Raw genomic sequence first — 12,887 nt, forward strand, 5'->3', positions numbered from 1 at the left:
CTCCTTAGCGAGGGGATCAAACTCCCCGAAACTCATTCTCGGTAATCACACGGTACGCATGCTCGGCTTGTAGGTATTCCAGCAGCACCACCCGATCGCCCCTCTTGAAGCCAAGAGACTCTTCTGCGCGCACTCGCAGAATCAAGCCCGCACCGCCATCTTCCAGCACTGCCTCACCGTGACTTTGGGTAACACGCCCACTACGCACGACCGCTACTTGACCGAGCACTGACTTACTGGTGGTCGCTTCGATCTTCTGAAACAACGGACGCAGAGGCCGGCAAACGGCAGAACAAAGAGGTACGGCAAGCACCAGCGCCCCAAATGCCACTACAGCACCAAGTGGATAGCGCAAGATGCCCAGAGGCAGGTGACTTAGCAGCAGGAGCTCCACGAAATAGCAAAGCACCCATGCCGAGAAGAACAGCAGGGTCAGCACGAGAGTGACAGGCACCCCGCCCAACTTGAGCTTGTACAGCAGCCCAGCCAGCCCCTCGGCTTGGCCGCCGCTCTCAATCAGGGAGTCCACCTCGACATTCAACACATCGACCTCGATCAGCCCCAGCGCCACGACCATCCAGTAGATGATCGCAACGCACAGGAGAAAGCTGAACAGCGCTGTGGGAAACGAAGACACCGTCTGCAGAAAGATTTCCATAACTTTCCTTTCCCCGAATTAACCGAGAGCGGTCGCTTTGTGCGACCTCTCTCCAAGCAGCCGATCAGGACTTGGCCTTGCCCTTCAGGCGCGCCAGCACGCTTTCGGCGCTGGCGTTGTCGGCCTTGATGCCGGCCGCGCGCAGCTTGGCCTCCAGCGAGTCGTCGACGTTGGCCGCCTCGGCCAGTTCGGCCGTCGCTTCCATCTTCGCCGCCCGCTCGGCCTGCTGCTGCTTGATCCGCTCCAGCGACTCGACGGCAGTGTGCAACTTGGCCTGAGAGCCGCCGTAGCGTTGGGCCACAGCCATCTGCGCTTTCTGCACGCTCTCGGTGGCCTTGACGGTATCCACCTGCTGCTTGAGGCGCTTGATATTGGCCTCGGCCTGGATCACTGCCTTGCGCAGCTGAGCGACGCTGGCGGCATAGCTGTCGGCCTGCTCGCGCTCGCTGTTCAGCTCGACTTCCAGGTTGGCGATCTTTACCGCCACTTCCTGCGCCAGCGACTCGTTGCCGGCCTCCAGCGCCTTGAGCGCGTACTGCTCGTACTCGGCGACCTTGGCCGAACTCTTCTCGGCGCGATCGGCGGCCAGCTTCTGCTTGGCCATGATCTCGGCCAGCGCTTCCTTGGACTTGCGCAGCTCCAGGTCGGCGTCGCGGATTTCCTGGTCGAGGATACGCAGGACCTGGCTGTCCACCATGGCCTCACCCACTTCGTTGGCGCCGCCACGCAGGGCGGTCAACAGTTTGCTCCACACGTTCATGGCAATCTCCTTAGGCACCGGCCTTGAGGAAGCCCTCATAGGCTTCGGTGGCCTTGATCACGTTGTCCGCCAGCATCTCGATTTCCTGTACCACGTTGGAGAGCACCGAGGACGCGCTCAGGGCACCGAACATGGTGTAGCAGGCCTGCCCGTCCGGCAGGGTTTCCAGGCCGATGGACGACAGCGGGAAGAGCTTGCGGCTGCGCAGCACCTCTTCGTTGAACGCGACCTCATCGCGCACATCGGCCGCCGGCCAGAGCAGCGCCTCGACGATGATCTGCTCGCCGAACACGGCGACGAACAGCGGCAGGTCGCCGTACTCACCCATGGTCACGTGCAGGCTGGCGTCGGCGCCCTGGATCAGCTCGATGGCCGCGCGCCCGTCCTTGAACAGCTCCGTTGCGGACAGCGCATCGAACAAACCTTGTGCAGTCCAAACCTGAGGCATGGCACCTCCCTCCTTCTCCATAGAGGCCTGCCCCACCTGGGGCTGGCGCAGTTTCCGCTCGAACGCCGCGAGCGCTTGCGCATGCTCGGGCAGTATCCACACCTCTTTCTTGATCAAGCCCTGCTCGCGCAGGCGCTGACGAAAGAGACGCTGGTAGTGGGCTGATGATTTGCTTTCCATGGGCGAGAGATTAGGCACTCACATGTAATGAATCAACTACTCACATGTAATATTTTCAAACGCACGTATGACGGACATACGAGCACGCCGAGAGCAGACCGGAAGGGCCGCCACGGGAAAGGGTTTGCGGGTATGGGCAACGGGAGGGAAAGCCTTCCAGGCCAGAGAGGGAGCGCGCATCCTTTCGCCCGGCGATTTAACCGCAGATACTCCACCGACGAAAGCCCAAGGCGCACCAACCAGGTCGCATCCACAGGAGTCACGATGATCCCCAGCAAACCCCTCGCCGGCCTGAAAGTGGTCGAGCTCGGCACTCTGATCGCCGGCCCCTTCGCCTCGCGCATCTGCGCCGAGTTCGGTGCCGAGGTGATCAAGGTCGAGTCGCCGGATGGCGGCGATCCGCTGCGCAAGTGGCGCAAGCTGTACGAGGGCACCTCGCTGTGGTGGTTCGTGCAGGCACGCAACAAGCAGTCGATCACCCTCAATCTCAAGCACGAAGGCGGCCGCGAGGTGCTGAAGAAACTGCTGAGCGAAGCGGACATCCTGATCGAGAACTTCCGCCCCGGCGTGCTGGAGAAGCTCGGCCTGGGTTGGGACGTGCTGCATGCGCTGAATCCCAAGCTGGTGATGGTGCGCCTGTCCGGATTCGGCCAGACCGGGCCGATGCAGGACCAGCCGGGCTTCGGCGCGGTGGGCGAGTCGATGGGCGGGTTGCGCTACATCACCGGCTTCGAGGATCGGCCGCCGGTGCGCACCGGCATCAGCATCGGCGACTCCATCGCCGCGCTGTGGGGCGTGATCGGCGCGCTGATGGCGCTGCGGCACCGCGAGGTGAATGGCGGCCAGGGCCAGGTGGTGGACGTGGCGCTGTACGAGGCGATCTTCGCCATGATGGAAAGCATGGTGCCGGAGTTCGATGTGTTCGGCTTCGTGCGGGAAAGAACCGGCAATATCATGCCCGGCATCACCCCCTCCTCCATCCACACCTGTGGCGATGGCAAACATATCCAGATCGGCGCCAACGGCGATGCGATCTTCCAGCGCTTTATGCGCGCCATCGACCGTAGCGACCTGGCCGACGACCCGACGCTGGCCGACAACGCCGGCCGCGATGCACGGCGCGAAGAACTCTACGGGGTGATCGACCGCTGGGCCGCCAGTCTGCCGTTGAGCGAAGTGGAGGCCGTCCTGGTGCGCGCCGAGGTTCCGGCCAGCCGCATCTACTCCGCCGAAGACATGTTCAAGGACCCGCAGTTCCTCGCCCGCGAGATGTTCCTCTCGGCCAAGTTGCCAGATGGCAAGCCCTTCAAGATGCCGGGCATCGTGCCCAAGCTGTCGGAAACCCCCGGCGGCGTGGAATGGACCGGTCCGCAGCTTGGCGAGCACAACCAGGCAGTGCTTAGCCGCCTCGGCTACAGCGCCGAGCAGATCGCCGCGCTGAAGGATGGCGGCGCGATCTGATGCGCCGCCTCGCCACCGCGCTGCTGGCGAGCCTGGCCGTCGCGCCGAGCGCCGCGCTGTTCATCGCCCTGCTCACCGGCAGCCTGTGCCAGCAGCGCCTGACCCTGGAGTGGCCGCAGCTGATCGACGGCGGCGACTCGGTCGTGCTCGAACTGCTGCTCACCACCGCACCCGGCGCATTGTTCGTGCTGCTGGCGAGCGCCTGGCTGCGCCGTGGGGCACTGCGCGTCGGCGCTTTCATCGGTGGCGCACTGCTGGCCTGCATGCTGGCCGCCGGCCTGTTCGCCCAGGCCTTCGGCAACACCTGGAGCATCAGCGAAATCCTGGCGGAGCTGGTCGTGGCACAGCTGCACCTGATCGCCCTGGCGCTGTTGCCTGGCACCCTGCTGGTCGCCCTGTTCCAGCGCGGCGAGGGTTGACCCAGGCGACAGCGGCTTTCAGCGAAGCGCCATTCGGCGGACGGCCGCTTGCCGACAAATACTTTAAAGTCCAACATGGACAAACAAGTATTTACGGAGACACCCGCATGACCCGCGTGATCGACCAGACCGAAGCCGAACGCCTGCTCGCCCGCATCGACGTGCACCAGGCCATGCGCGCCATGTTCGCCAGCCTGGCCGAGGGCCGCGCGGTGCAGCCGGCGCAGCAGCTGGTGGAATTCCCCGGCGGCGGCGACTTCATCAACTACCTCGGCGTGCTGGCCGACGAAGGCGTCTATGGGGTCAAGACCTCGCCCTACATTCCCGGCCCGCAGGGCGCAACCGTCACCGCCTGGACCCTGCTGATGTCGATGCACAGCGGCCAGCCGCTGCTGCTGTGCGACGCCAACAGCCTGACCACCGCACGCACCGCCGCCACCACCGCGGTGGCCGTGGAGGAGCTTGCCCCGCAGCACGCCACGCGCCTGGCGATCATCGGCAGCGGCCCGGTGGCCCGCGCCCACCTGCACTATGTGAAGAACCTGCGCGAATGGCAGAGCATCCGCCTGTATTCCCCGGGCCTGGCCGCCGAGAGCGCGGGCAAACACGCCGAGCTGCGCGCGCTGGACCCGCGCCTGCAGCTGTGTGCCAGCCAGGAGGATGCGTTGGCGGACGCCGACGTGATCCTGCTGTGCACCTCCTCCGCCGGCCCGGTGTTCGATCCGCTGAGCCTGGGCCGCAACGTACTGGTCACCTCGATCAGCACCAATGCGCCGCGCGCCCACGAGGTGCCGCCGGCCAGCCTGGTCGGCATGGACGTGTACTGCGATTACCGCGCCACCACGCCCGGCTCGGCCGGCGAGATGGTGCTGGCCGCGGAAGGCGGCTGGAATCGCGGCCTGATCCGCGGCGACCTGGCCGAGCTGGTCAGCGCACGCGCGCCGAAACCGGCCTACGACCGCCCGGTATTCTTCCGCTCGATCGGCCTGGGCCTGGAAGACATGGCCCTAGCCCATGCCCTGCATCGCCTGCTGGAGCAAGGCCAATGAGCACGATCATCCACGCCGACTACCTGATCATCGGTGCCGGTATCGCCGGCGCCAGCACCGGCTACTTCCTCGCCGCGCATGGCAAGACCGTGCTGCTGGAGCGCGAGAGCCAGCCCGGCTACCACAGCACCGGGCGCTCCGCCGCGCTCTACACCCTGGCCTACGGCACGCCCCAGGTGCGCGCCCTGACCGCCGCCAGCCGCGCCTTCTTCGACGCGCCGCCGGCCGGCTTCAGCGAGCACCCGCTGCTCAGCCCGCGCGGCGAGATGGTGGTGGACTTCAGCGGCGACGCCGAGGAACTGCAGCGCCAGTTCGACAGCGGCAAGGCCAGCGTGGCGGACATGCGTCTGCTCAGCGCCGACGAGGCCTGCGCCCTGGTCCCGGTACTGCGCCGCGACAAGGTGCATGGCGCCATGCTCGACCCCAGCGCCGCCGATATCGACACCGACGCCCTGCATCAGGGCTTCCTGCGCGGCATCCGCCAGCAGGGCGGGGAAATTCACTGCAACCGCGAGGTCAGCAGCATCGGCAAGGTCGAGGACGGCTGGCAGGTGCGCTGCGGCCAGCAGCTGTACAGCTGCCGCGTGCTGGTCAACGCCGCCGGCGGCTGGTGCGACCAGATCGCCCGGCTGGCCGGGGTCGCCCCCATCGGCCTGGTGCCCAGGCGTCGCGCCGCCTTCACCTTCCCGGCGCCGGAGGGCATGGACTGCCACGCCTGGCCCTGCCTGGTGGACCTGCACGAGGCCTTCTACTTCAAGCCGGACGCCGGCCAGCTGCTCGGTTCGCCGGCCAACGCCGATCCGGTGGAACCCCATGACGTGCAGCCGGAAGAGCTGGACATCGCCATGGGCCTGTACCAGATCGAGGAACACACCAGCATGAGCGTGCGCCGCCCGGCGCATACCTGGGCCGGCCTGCGCAGCTTCGTCGCCGATGGCGATCTGGTCGGCGGCTACGACGCGCATGCCGAAGGCTTCTTCTGGGTCGCCGCCCAGGGCGGCTATGGCATCCAGACCAGCGCGGCCATGGGCGAGGCCTGCGCCGCGCTGATCCGCCACCTACCGCTGCCGGCGCGCCTCGCCGAGTTCGGCCTGACCGCGCAGATGCTCTCGCCTTCCCGCCTGGGATGAGTTGCGGCACACTCGCTGCGCCCCGTCATGCGGGGCGCAGACCCGGAGCCCCTGCATGAAGCCGACACCCGCCGCCGACCTGGCCAATTTCCGCGCCATCGCCGATGCGATCGCCACCCTGTTCTTCCCCCACGCCGAAGTGGTGCTGCACGACTTGCGCACGCAGAAGATCGACCATATCGCCAACAACCTGTCCAAGCGCGCGGTGGGCGACGATGCGGCCCTCGAGGACCTGCTCGAGGGCGAGACCGACGCATGCAATATCGGCCCCTACGAGAAGCTCAACTGGGACGGACAGAAGATCCGCTCGGTCAGCACCGTGCTGCGCGACGGCCAGGGCACGCCGGTTGCGGTGCTGTGCCTGAATCTGAATATCTCGCTGTTCGAGACGGCCAAGCAGGCGCTGGACCTGTTCCTCTCCGCCAGCAAGGTGATCCCGCAGCCCGATGCGCTGTTCCGCGACGACTGGCAGGAGCGCATCAACACCTTCCTGCATGGCTGGCTGCAGCAGCGCCAGCTCGGTCTCGCCCGCCTCAGCCGCGAACACAAGCGCGAGCTGGTCGAGGCCCTGCACGCCGAGGGGGCGTTCAAGGGCAAGAGCGCGGCCAACTATGTGGCCAATGTGCTCAACATGGGCCGTGCCACGGTGTACAAGCACCTCAAGGAGATCAAGGGCGAGGCCTGAGCCCTCAGGGTCGCGAGTACGCCTGGAACAGCAGCCGCACCTGCGCGCTGGGCTCGCCGAAGTACTTGCGGTACAGCGGTTCGATCTCGCCGGTGCGGTACACCTGGCTCAACTCGCGATCCACCAGCAGGCGGAAGTCATCGTCACCACGCGCCATGACCAGCGCCAGGGGCTCCAGCTCGAACAGCCGATCGAGCACCCGCAGTTGACCGGCCGCGCGACTGAGCGCCACCTGGTTCTGCAGCACCACGCGATCGGCGAAGAAGGCGTCGGCCTTGCCCTCGGCCACCACCGCCACCCCCTCGGCATAGCCGGCAACCGGCACCACGCCGGCCTGCACGCCATGCAGACGCAACTTGCTGCGTACCCAGTGCTCGGTGACGCTGTCAGCGATGACCGCGAAGCGCTCGTGGATCAGACCGCGATTGATGGTGGCACGCCACTGCGGGCCGCTGTGCTGGGCCTGCCCGTTGAGCGCCGCCACCAGGCTGGGCGATGCGTCGCTGCGCACCACCACACCGCGCCCGGCCGGATAGATCGGCAGCGAGAAGTTCAGCAGTTCGCGCCGCGCCAGGGTCTCCACCAGGCCGCTGCACAGCAGGTCGACTTCTCCCGCCTGCAGCGCCGGCAGCACTGCGTCACGCGCCAGCAACCGATACTGCACCTGCAGCCCGGCCAGGCCGAGCTCGCGTTTGACCCCTTCGGCCACCCGCTGGCAGAGCTCGATGCCATAGCCCGCCGGCACCTCGCCCTGCTGCGAGGAGAACGGCGCCAGGTCGGCCAGGTAGCCGAGCGTGAGGCTGTTGCTGCTGCGGATTCGCTCCAGCGTCTGCGCCGCCAGCGGTTGCGCCAGCAGCAGCGCCATCAGCATCCAGGCCGCACGCTTCATGGCGCCTCCTCCTTCAGCGCCATGCGCTGTTCCAGCATGCGATCGGCGATATAGCCGAACAGTAGGTAACCCACCGCGGTGACGATCATGCCGCCGAACACCGCCTCGGTACCCGAGGCATATAGCGCGTAGAAGCTGTAGGCCATGGCCAGCGCCAGGGCGACAATGTTGCGGTACTGGATGGCGCGCGCCACGCCGGCCTTCTGCATGATGATCAGCAGCGCGGAGAGCGCGGTGATGTAGGGGATGATGTTGGTCACCGCCGCCAGGTTGACCAGCTTGCCGAACTGCTCCGAGGCGTTCGGCGAGATGGTCGACATCGCCATGCCGGTCTGCAGCACCGCGTTGGCGATCAGGCCGAGCAACGGCGCGCCGAGCAGGGTCACGCGGGCGAACAGCTGCGGGAACATGCGCTGCTCGGCGGTGACCTTGGCGGTCTGCGCCAGGGTGAACTGCCAGCCCAGCAGCGAGCCGACGCAGGCCATCACCGCCAGGGCCATGATGATGTCGCCGACCCAGCCGTTGAACATCTGCGCGTAGACGAAGGCGAACGGCGCGCTGGAGTTGGCCAGCTCGGCGTTCGGCACTATGCCCATGATCACCGAGGTGGACAGTACATAGACCACCGCCGCGCCGAGGGTGCCCAGCAGGCAGGCCAGCGGCACGTTGCGCTGGGGATTCTCCACCGCATCGGAGTTCTGCGCCGCCGACTCCATGCCGAGGAAGGCCCACAGGGTCAGCGGAATGCTCTGCGCGATGGCGTCGCTGGTGGCGATGCCGTTGGGGTTCCAGGCCTGGCGGAAGATCTCCGGGTCGAACCAGAACCAGCCGATCACCGACAGCCCGGCCACCGGGATGATCACTCCCCATACCGTCACCGAGCCGATCTGCCCGGTGACCTTGGGGCCGCCGAAGTTGGCCAGCGAGGTCAGCCAGATCAGGCCGACGCTGCCGACGAACAGCGGGATCGCACCGCTGCCCAGCCAGGGGAAGAAAGGCGTCAGGTACCCCACCGCCGAGATGGCGATGGCCACGTTGCCGATGGCCAGCGACAGGAAGTACAGGTAGGAACAGAGGAAGAACGCCGACTTGCCGTGGGCCTCCTCGGTGTAGGCCGACATGCCGCCGGGACGCGTGCAGTAGATGCCGCACTGGGCGAAGCAGTAGGCGATGGCCATCGAGCCTATCGCCGTGATGATCCAAGACAGTAACGACACCGCCCCCAGCTGGGCCATGCTCGACGGCAGCATGATGATGCCCGAGCCCATCATGTTCACCGCCACCAGGGTGGTCAGCCCCGTCAGCCCCATTTTCTTGCCTGTCGCCGCCATAGCCGCCCCCCTCCCTATCAGCTCCTCCTCATACTAGGTGGAGCGCAGCGGCTGCGCCTGGCGGCGGACAAAACTCACGCGTCGTGCATCGCTCGCGAATCGACCGGCACCTGCTCGCGCGGGTGCAGGCCGTAGTCGCGCAACACCTCGGCCACGCGCAGACGGTAGTCGGCGAACACTCCGCCACGACCGGCCACCTGCGCCTGGCGATGCTCCTCGGTGTTGCGCCACTGGCGCACGGCCGCCTCGTCGCGCCAGAACGACAGCGACAGCAACTTGCCCGGCTGGCTGAGACTCTCGAAGCGCTCGATGGACAGGAAGCCGTCGATGGCCTGCAGCTGCTCGCGCAGGTCGGCGGCCAGCCCCAGATAGGCGTCGCGCTGGCCCGCGGCCGGCTGCACCTCGAAGATCACCGCGATCACGACTGCGGCTCCACGCCCAGCGTCCCCTCCACCACCTCGAGGAAGCTGCGTTCCTCGCGCAGGATGAAGCGCTTGTCCTGGGCCAGGGCAAAGTTGGCGCAGCCCTCGGCATCGCTCTTCAGCCGGGTGCGATAGGCCTCGTAGGCGGCCAGGCTGGGAAAGGCGATCAGCCCCCAGGCGATGTCGTTGCTGCCTTCGTGCGGCAGGAAGTAGCCGAGCAGGTGCCCGCCGCAGCGCGGGATGATGCGCCCCCAGTTCTCCGCGTACTCGCGGAAGGCCTCGCGCTGGAACGGGTCGATCTGGTAGCGGATGAAACAGGTGATGGGCATGGTGCGTCCTCCTGGGTTGATGGGGCCAAGCTAACGCTTTGTCGCCAGTCGATGGTTCGACTAGGATCGAACCATGAAAGACGGACCCAACATCGCCCGCATCGCCGCGCTGATCGGCGACCACGCCCGCGCCGAGGTGCTCACCGCACTGATGGCCGACCGCGCCCTCACCGCCACCGAACTGGCCAACCTGGCCGGCGTCAGCAAGCCGACCATGAGCGCGCACCTGGCCAAGCTGCTCGACGCCGGGCTGATCGCCGGTGTGGCCCAGGGTCGCCACCGCTACTTCCGCCTGGCCGACGCCGACGTCGCCCGCCTGCTCGAAGCCTTGATGGGCGTGGCCTTCCGCGCCGGCGCCGTGCGCGTGCGCTCCAGCCCGCGCGAGCCGGCGCTGCGCAAGGCGCGGGTGTGCTACGACCACCTGGCCGGGGAACTGGGCGTGAAGGCCTACGAGACCCTGCTGCAGCGTGGCTGCATCGAGGAAAGCGGCGAGGAACTGCGCCTGACCGAGGCCGGCCAGCGCTGGTTCGCCGAACTGCAGATAGATGTGGCGGCCGCCGCCGGACGCCGGCGCCACCTGTGCCGCCCCTGCCTGGACTGGAGCGAGCGCCGCCATCACCTCGGCGGCGCCTTGGGCGCACAATTGCTGCAACGCCTGCTGCAGCTGGGCTGGGCCAAACGCGACCCGACCTCGCGGGTGGTCGCGTTCAGCCCTCGCGGCGAGCACGAGCTGGAACGCCTGCTGCAGAGCTGAGCGGCGTCAGCCCTGCCGCGCTTCAGTCGCCGTAGATATCGAAGCTGAAGTACTTGGCCTGAATCTTCTGATACTCGCCGCTGGCACGGATGCCGGCGATGGCGGCGTTCAGCTTGTCCAGCAGCGCCTTGTCGCCCTTGCGCACGGCAATACCGGCGCCCTCGCCGAAATAGGCCGGGTCGGTGAAGGCCGGACCGACGAAGGCGAAGCCCTTGCCCTGCGGAGTCTTGAGGAAGCCCTCGTCGACCGGGATGGCATCGGCCAGGGTGCCGTCGACACGGCCGGAGACCAGATCCAGGTAGATCTCGTTCTGCGAGCTGTAGCGCACCACTTCCACGCCCTTGGGCGCCAGCACCTCGGAGGCGAAGCGGTCGGTGGTGGTGGCGCGCTGCACGGCGATGCGCTTGCCGCTGAGGCTGCTGAAATCATCACTGACCACGCTGCCTTCCTTCATCGTCAGGCGCGCCGGGCTGTAGTAGTACTTGCCGGTGAAGTCCACCGACTTGCGGCGCTCGTCGGTGATGGTCATGGACGACAGCACGGCGTCGACCTTCTTCACCTTGAGCGACGGGATCAGGCCGTCGAACTCCTGCTCCACCCACTGACATTCGACCTTCATCTCGGCACAGAGCGCGACGCCGATGTCCACATCGAAGCCGGCAATCGAGCCGTCGGCCTGTTTGAAGGCGAAGGGCGGATAGGCGGCCTCGATGCCCAGGCGCAGGGGCTTGTCGGCGGCGAACAGGCTGGAGGCCATCAGGCTCAGGGCGAGACCGCCCAGCAATGCGAGTTTCTTCATGGTGTGACTCCCGGGTGCGCCCACCGCAAGGCAGGCAGGTTGGCAAATGACTGGGCAGAAGAAGGGGCCGCCGGCGCGAACCGGAGCGAGTAAGGAGAAAGGAATAGCTGGTGCTGGGACATGATCGACGAACCGCTATTTTGTACTTATAAATCCATACTGGACTTTAATGTACACAGCGTCAACAGCCGTTCGCCTACCGCCGATCCTGTTGAACGGCGGCGGTATTCATCTGCTTCAGGGTTTCGACCAGCGCTGCGCCGCCTGCTGATCGCTGCAGCGTCCTTCTACCCAGCGCGCGCCGTCCGGGGTGTCTTCCTTCTTCCAGAACGGCGCACGGGTCTTCAGGTAATCCATGATGAAGTTGCAGGCGTCGAACGCCGCCTGGCGGTGGGCACTGGCGGTGCCGACGAAGACGATGGGCTCGCCCGGCTGCAGCCGGCCGACCCGGTGCAACACTTCCACCCGCAGCAGCGGCCAGCGCTGCTCGGCCTCGCTGACGATGCCCGCCAGGGCCTTCTCGGTCATGCCCGGGTAGTGTTCGAGGAACATGCCGTGCACGTCCTGGCCGTCGTTGTAGTCGCGCACGTAGCCGACGAAGGTGGCCACCGCGCCGATGCCCAGGTTGGCAGCGTGCAGCGCATTGAGCTCGACGCCCGGATCGAAGGCCTCGACCTGTATTCGGATGCTCATAAAATTGTCCTCAAAGCGTAGCGAGCGGGTGTCAGCTCGGGGCGGACGGAGCACAGGAACCGGAATGTACAACTAGTACATGAGGATTCCGAGCACCGCCCAACCCGAGATCACACACGCGCAGTAGCTTTGTGGGCAATTTTCAACCGCCGGTCACGGTGGGGAAGAAGGCGATCTCGTCGCCGTCGGCGATTTCGGTGTCCAGGCCGCACAGCTCCTGATTGCGCGCACACATCAGGTTCTGCTCGGCCAGCACCTGCCACACGCCACCGCGGCTCAGCAGGTGCTCGCGCAGCTGTTCCAGGTTGCCCAGGGCGGCGCGCTGCAGTTGCTCGCCATCGATGCCCAGCACCTCTCGGTAGCGGGCGAAGTACTGTACGCGGATCATGTCAGGCTCCCTGCCTCGTGATAGTCCAGTCGGTAGTCGCCGCTCTTGCCGCCGGATTTCTCCAGCAGGCGTACGGCCTCGATCGTGATGCCGCGGTCCACGGCCTTGCACATGTCATAGATGGTCAGCGCGGCGATACTGGCGGCGGTCAGCGCCTCCATCTCCACGCCGGTCTGCCCGGCCAGCTTGCAGCGCGCCTGGATGCGCACGCAGTCGATGCCCTCGGCCTGCAGCTCGACCTTGACGCTGGTCAGCAGCAACGGGTGGCACAGCGGGATCAGCTCGTGGGTCTTCTTCGCCGCCTGGATGCCGGCGATGCGCGCCACGGCGAACACGTCGCCCTTGGGGTGGCTGCCGTCGGCGATCATCGCCAGGGTCGCGGGCAGCATGCGCACACGGGCTTCGGCCACGGCCTCGCGGAAGGTCACCGCCTTGTCGGTGACGTCCACCATGTTGGCGCGGCCTTGGGAATCGAGATGGGTCAACACGATC

At 66.5% G+C, this 12,887-nt stretch carries 17 protein-coding genes and 1 other RNA gene; 6 read left to right on the forward strand and 12 right to left on the reverse strand.

The window, feature by feature from the left end:
• Nucleotides 1-16: 16 nt before the first annotated feature.
• From OH686_RS06865 to bacA, 3 genes are all read right to left on the reverse strand, one after another.
• Nucleotides 17-658, reverse strand: coding sequence for a hypothetical protein (locus tag OH686_RS06865; protein ID WP_289537115.1), 642 nt, complete (start codon nt 656-658; stop codon nt 17-19).
• Between the two features lie 64 nt (nt 659-722).
• The gene (locus OH686_RS06870; RefSeq protein ID WP_289537118.1) at nt 723-1,418 is read right to left on the reverse strand and encodes a PspA/IM30 family protein; all 696 of its coding nucleotides are present in this window, start codon (nt 1,416-1,418) and stop codon (nt 723-725) included.
• Between the two features lie 10 nt (nt 1,419-1,428).
• The gene (bacA, locus tag OH686_RS06875; RefSeq protein WP_289537121.1) at nt 1,429-2,046 is read right to left on the reverse strand and encodes a biofilm formation regulator BacA; all 618 of its coding nucleotides are present in this window, start codon (nt 2,044-2,046) and stop codon (nt 1,429-1,431) included.
• Between the two features lie 264 nt (nt 2,047-2,310).
• Here bacA and OH686_RS06880 point away from each other — a divergent pair, with 264 nt between their 5' ends.
• The 5 genes from OH686_RS06880 (at nt 2,311) to OH686_RS06900 (ending at nt 6,790) form a co-directional block, all read left to right on the forward strand.
• On the forward strand, nt 2,311-3,507 hold the full coding sequence (locus OH686_RS06880) for a CaiB/BaiF CoA transferase family protein (RefSeq protein WP_289537124.1): 1,197 nt from the start codon (nt 2,311-2,313) through the stop codon (nt 3,505-3,507).
• Complete coding sequence (locus OH686_RS06885) at nt 3,507-3,926, forward strand: hypothetical protein (RefSeq protein ID WP_289537126.1); 420 nt, start codon at nt 3,507-3,509, stop codon at nt 3,924-3,926. The genes OH686_RS06880 and OH686_RS06885 overlap by 1 nt, the downstream gene beginning before the upstream one ends.
• A 107-nt stretch (nt 3,927-4,033) precedes the next feature.
• Nucleotides 4,034-4,975, forward strand: coding sequence for an ornithine cyclodeaminase family protein (locus OH686_RS06890; protein ID WP_289537129.1), 942 nt, complete (start codon nt 4,034-4,036; stop codon nt 4,973-4,975).
• 5 nt (nt 4,976-4,980) lie between these two features.
• Nucleotides 4,981-6,105, forward strand: a complete 1,125-nt coding sequence (locus tag OH686_RS06895) for an NAD(P)/FAD-dependent oxidoreductase (RefSeq protein WP_289538851.1) — start codon at nt 4,981-4,983, stop codon at nt 6,103-6,105.
• 55 nt (nt 6,106-6,160) lie between these two features.
• On the forward strand, nt 6,161-6,790 hold the full coding sequence (locus OH686_RS06900; RefSeq protein ID WP_289537132.1) for a helix-turn-helix transcriptional regulator: 630 nt from the start codon (nt 6,161-6,163) through the stop codon (nt 6,788-6,790).
• Between the two features lie 4 nt (nt 6,791-6,794).
• Here OH686_RS06900 and OH686_RS06905 read toward each other — a convergent pair whose 3' ends face one another.
• The 4 genes from OH686_RS06905 to OH686_RS06920 form a co-directional block, all read right to left on the reverse strand.
• Nucleotides 6,795-7,679 (reverse strand): amino acid ABC transporter substrate-binding protein, encoded by an 885-nt coding sequence (locus OH686_RS06905; RefSeq protein ID WP_289537135.1) that lies wholly within the window; start codon nt 7,677-7,679, stop codon nt 6,795-6,797.
• Nucleotides 7,676-9,010, reverse strand: a complete 1,335-nt coding sequence (gene potE, locus OH686_RS06910; protein ID WP_289537138.1) for a putrescine-ornithine antiporter — start codon at nt 9,008-9,010, stop codon at nt 7,676-7,678. The genes OH686_RS06905 and potE overlap by 4 nt, the downstream gene beginning before the upstream one ends.
• Nucleotides 9,011-9,084: 74 nt before the next feature.
• Nucleotides 9,085-9,432, reverse strand: coding sequence for an antibiotic biosynthesis monooxygenase family protein (locus tag OH686_RS06915; protein WP_289537141.1), 348 nt, complete (start codon nt 9,430-9,432; stop codon nt 9,085-9,087).
• Nucleotides 9,429-9,761 carry an NIPSNAP family protein gene (locus tag OH686_RS06920; RefSeq protein ID WP_289537144.1) on the reverse strand — a complete coding sequence of 111 codons (333 nt, stop codon included), beginning with the start codon at nt 9,759-9,761 and terminating at the stop codon, nt 9,429-9,431. The genes OH686_RS06915 and OH686_RS06920 overlap by 4 nt, the downstream gene beginning before the upstream one ends.
• A gap of 73 nt (nt 9,762-9,834) precedes the next feature.
• On the opposite strand from OH686_RS06920, the gene OH686_RS06925 reads away from it, so the two are divergent.
• Entirely contained in the window at nt 9,835-10,515 is a 681-nt protein-coding gene (locus OH686_RS06925) for an ArsR/SmtB family transcription factor (RefSeq protein ID WP_289537145.1), read from the forward strand.
• A 22-nt stretch (nt 10,516-10,537) separates the two neighbouring features.
• On the opposite strand, the gene aotJ is transcribed toward OH686_RS06925, so the two are convergent.
• The 5 genes from aotJ to moaC form a co-directional block, all read right to left on the reverse strand.
• Complete coding sequence (gene aotJ, locus OH686_RS06930; RefSeq protein ID WP_137974222.1) at nt 10,538-11,314, reverse strand: L-arginine-binding protein AotJ; 777 nt, start codon at nt 11,312-11,314, stop codon at nt 10,538-10,540.
• Between the two features lie 237 nt (nt 11,315-11,551).
• Complete coding sequence (moaE, locus tag OH686_RS06935) at nt 11,552-12,007, reverse strand: molybdopterin synthase catalytic subunit MoaE (RefSeq protein ID WP_289537149.1); 456 nt, start codon at nt 12,005-12,007, stop codon at nt 11,552-11,554.
• A 5-nt stretch (nt 12,008-12,012) separates the two neighbouring features.
• Nucleotides 12,013-12,088, reverse strand: a non-coding RNA gene (locus OH686_RS06940) — sX9 sRNA.
• Between the two features lie 61 nt (nt 12,089-12,149).
• Nucleotides 12,150-12,395 (reverse strand): MoaD/ThiS family protein, encoded by a 246-nt coding sequence (locus OH686_RS06945; protein WP_137974220.1) that lies wholly within the window; start codon nt 12,393-12,395, stop codon nt 12,150-12,152.
• Nucleotides 12,392-12,883 (reverse strand): cyclic pyranopterin monophosphate synthase MoaC, encoded by a 492-nt coding sequence (moaC, locus tag OH686_RS06950; protein WP_289537151.1) that lies wholly within the window; start codon nt 12,881-12,883, stop codon nt 12,392-12,394. The genes OH686_RS06945 and moaC overlap by 4 nt, the downstream gene beginning before the upstream one ends.
• Between the last annotated feature and the right edge of the window lie 4 nt (nt 12,884-12,887).

The organism is Pseudomonas sp. SO81 (genome assembly GCF_030374125.1).
In the GTDB taxonomy this organism is placed as follows: domain Bacteria; phylum Pseudomonadota; class Gammaproteobacteria; order Pseudomonadales; family Pseudomonadaceae; genus Aquipseudomonas.

Excerpts from the sequence above, each read along its gene's own strand:
- OH686_RS06865 (WP_289537115.1), bottom strand. The coding sequence starts at position 658 with ATGGAAATCTTTCTGCAGACGGTGTCTTCGTTTCCCACAGCGCTGTTC.
- OH686_RS06870 (WP_289537118.1), bottom strand. The coding sequence starts at position 1,418 with ATGAACGTGTGGAGCAAACTGTTGACCGCCCTGCGTGGCGGCGCCAAC.
- bacA (WP_289537121.1), bottom strand. The coding sequence starts at position 2,046 with ATGGAAAGCAAATCATCAGCCCACTACCAGCGTCTCTTTCGTCAGCGC.
- OH686_RS06880 (WP_289537124.1), top strand. The coding sequence starts at position 2,311 with ATGATCCCCAGCAAACCCCTCGCCGGCCTGAAAGTGGTCGAGCTCGGC.
- OH686_RS06885 (WP_289537126.1), top strand. The coding sequence starts at position 3,507 with ATGCGCCGCCTCGCCACCGCGCTGCTGGCGAGCCTGGCCGTCGCGCCG.
- OH686_RS06890 (WP_289537129.1), top strand. The coding sequence starts at position 4,034 with ATGACCCGCGTGATCGACCAGACCGAAGCCGAACGCCTGCTCGCCCGC.
- OH686_RS06900 (WP_289537132.1), top strand. The coding sequence starts at position 6,161 with ATGAAGCCGACACCCGCCGCCGACCTGGCCAATTTCCGCGCCATCGCC.
- OH686_RS06905 (WP_289537135.1), bottom strand. The coding sequence starts at position 7,679 with ATGAAGCGTGCGGCCTGGATGCTGATGGCGCTGCTGCTGGCGCAACCG.
- potE (WP_289537138.1), bottom strand. The coding sequence starts at position 9,010 with ATGGCGGCGACAGGCAAGAAAATGGGGCTGACGGGGCTGACCACCCTG.
- OH686_RS06920 (WP_289537144.1), bottom strand. The coding sequence starts at position 9,761 with ATGCCCATCACCTGTTTCATCCGCTACCAGATCGACCCGTTCCAGCGC.
- OH686_RS06925 (WP_289537145.1), top strand. The coding sequence starts at position 9,835 with ATGAAAGACGGACCCAACATCGCCCGCATCGCCGCGCTGATCGGCGAC.
- aotJ (WP_137974222.1), bottom strand. The coding sequence starts at position 11,314 with ATGAAGAAACTCGCATTGCTGGGCGGTCTCGCCCTGAGCCTGATGGCC.
- moaE (WP_289537149.1), bottom strand. The coding sequence starts at position 12,007 with ATGAGCATCCGAATACAGGTCGAGGCCTTCGATCCGGGCGTCGAGCTC.
- OH686_RS06945 (WP_137974220.1), bottom strand. The coding sequence starts at position 12,395 with ATGATCCGCGTACAGTACTTCGCCCGCTACCGAGAGGTGCTGGGCATC.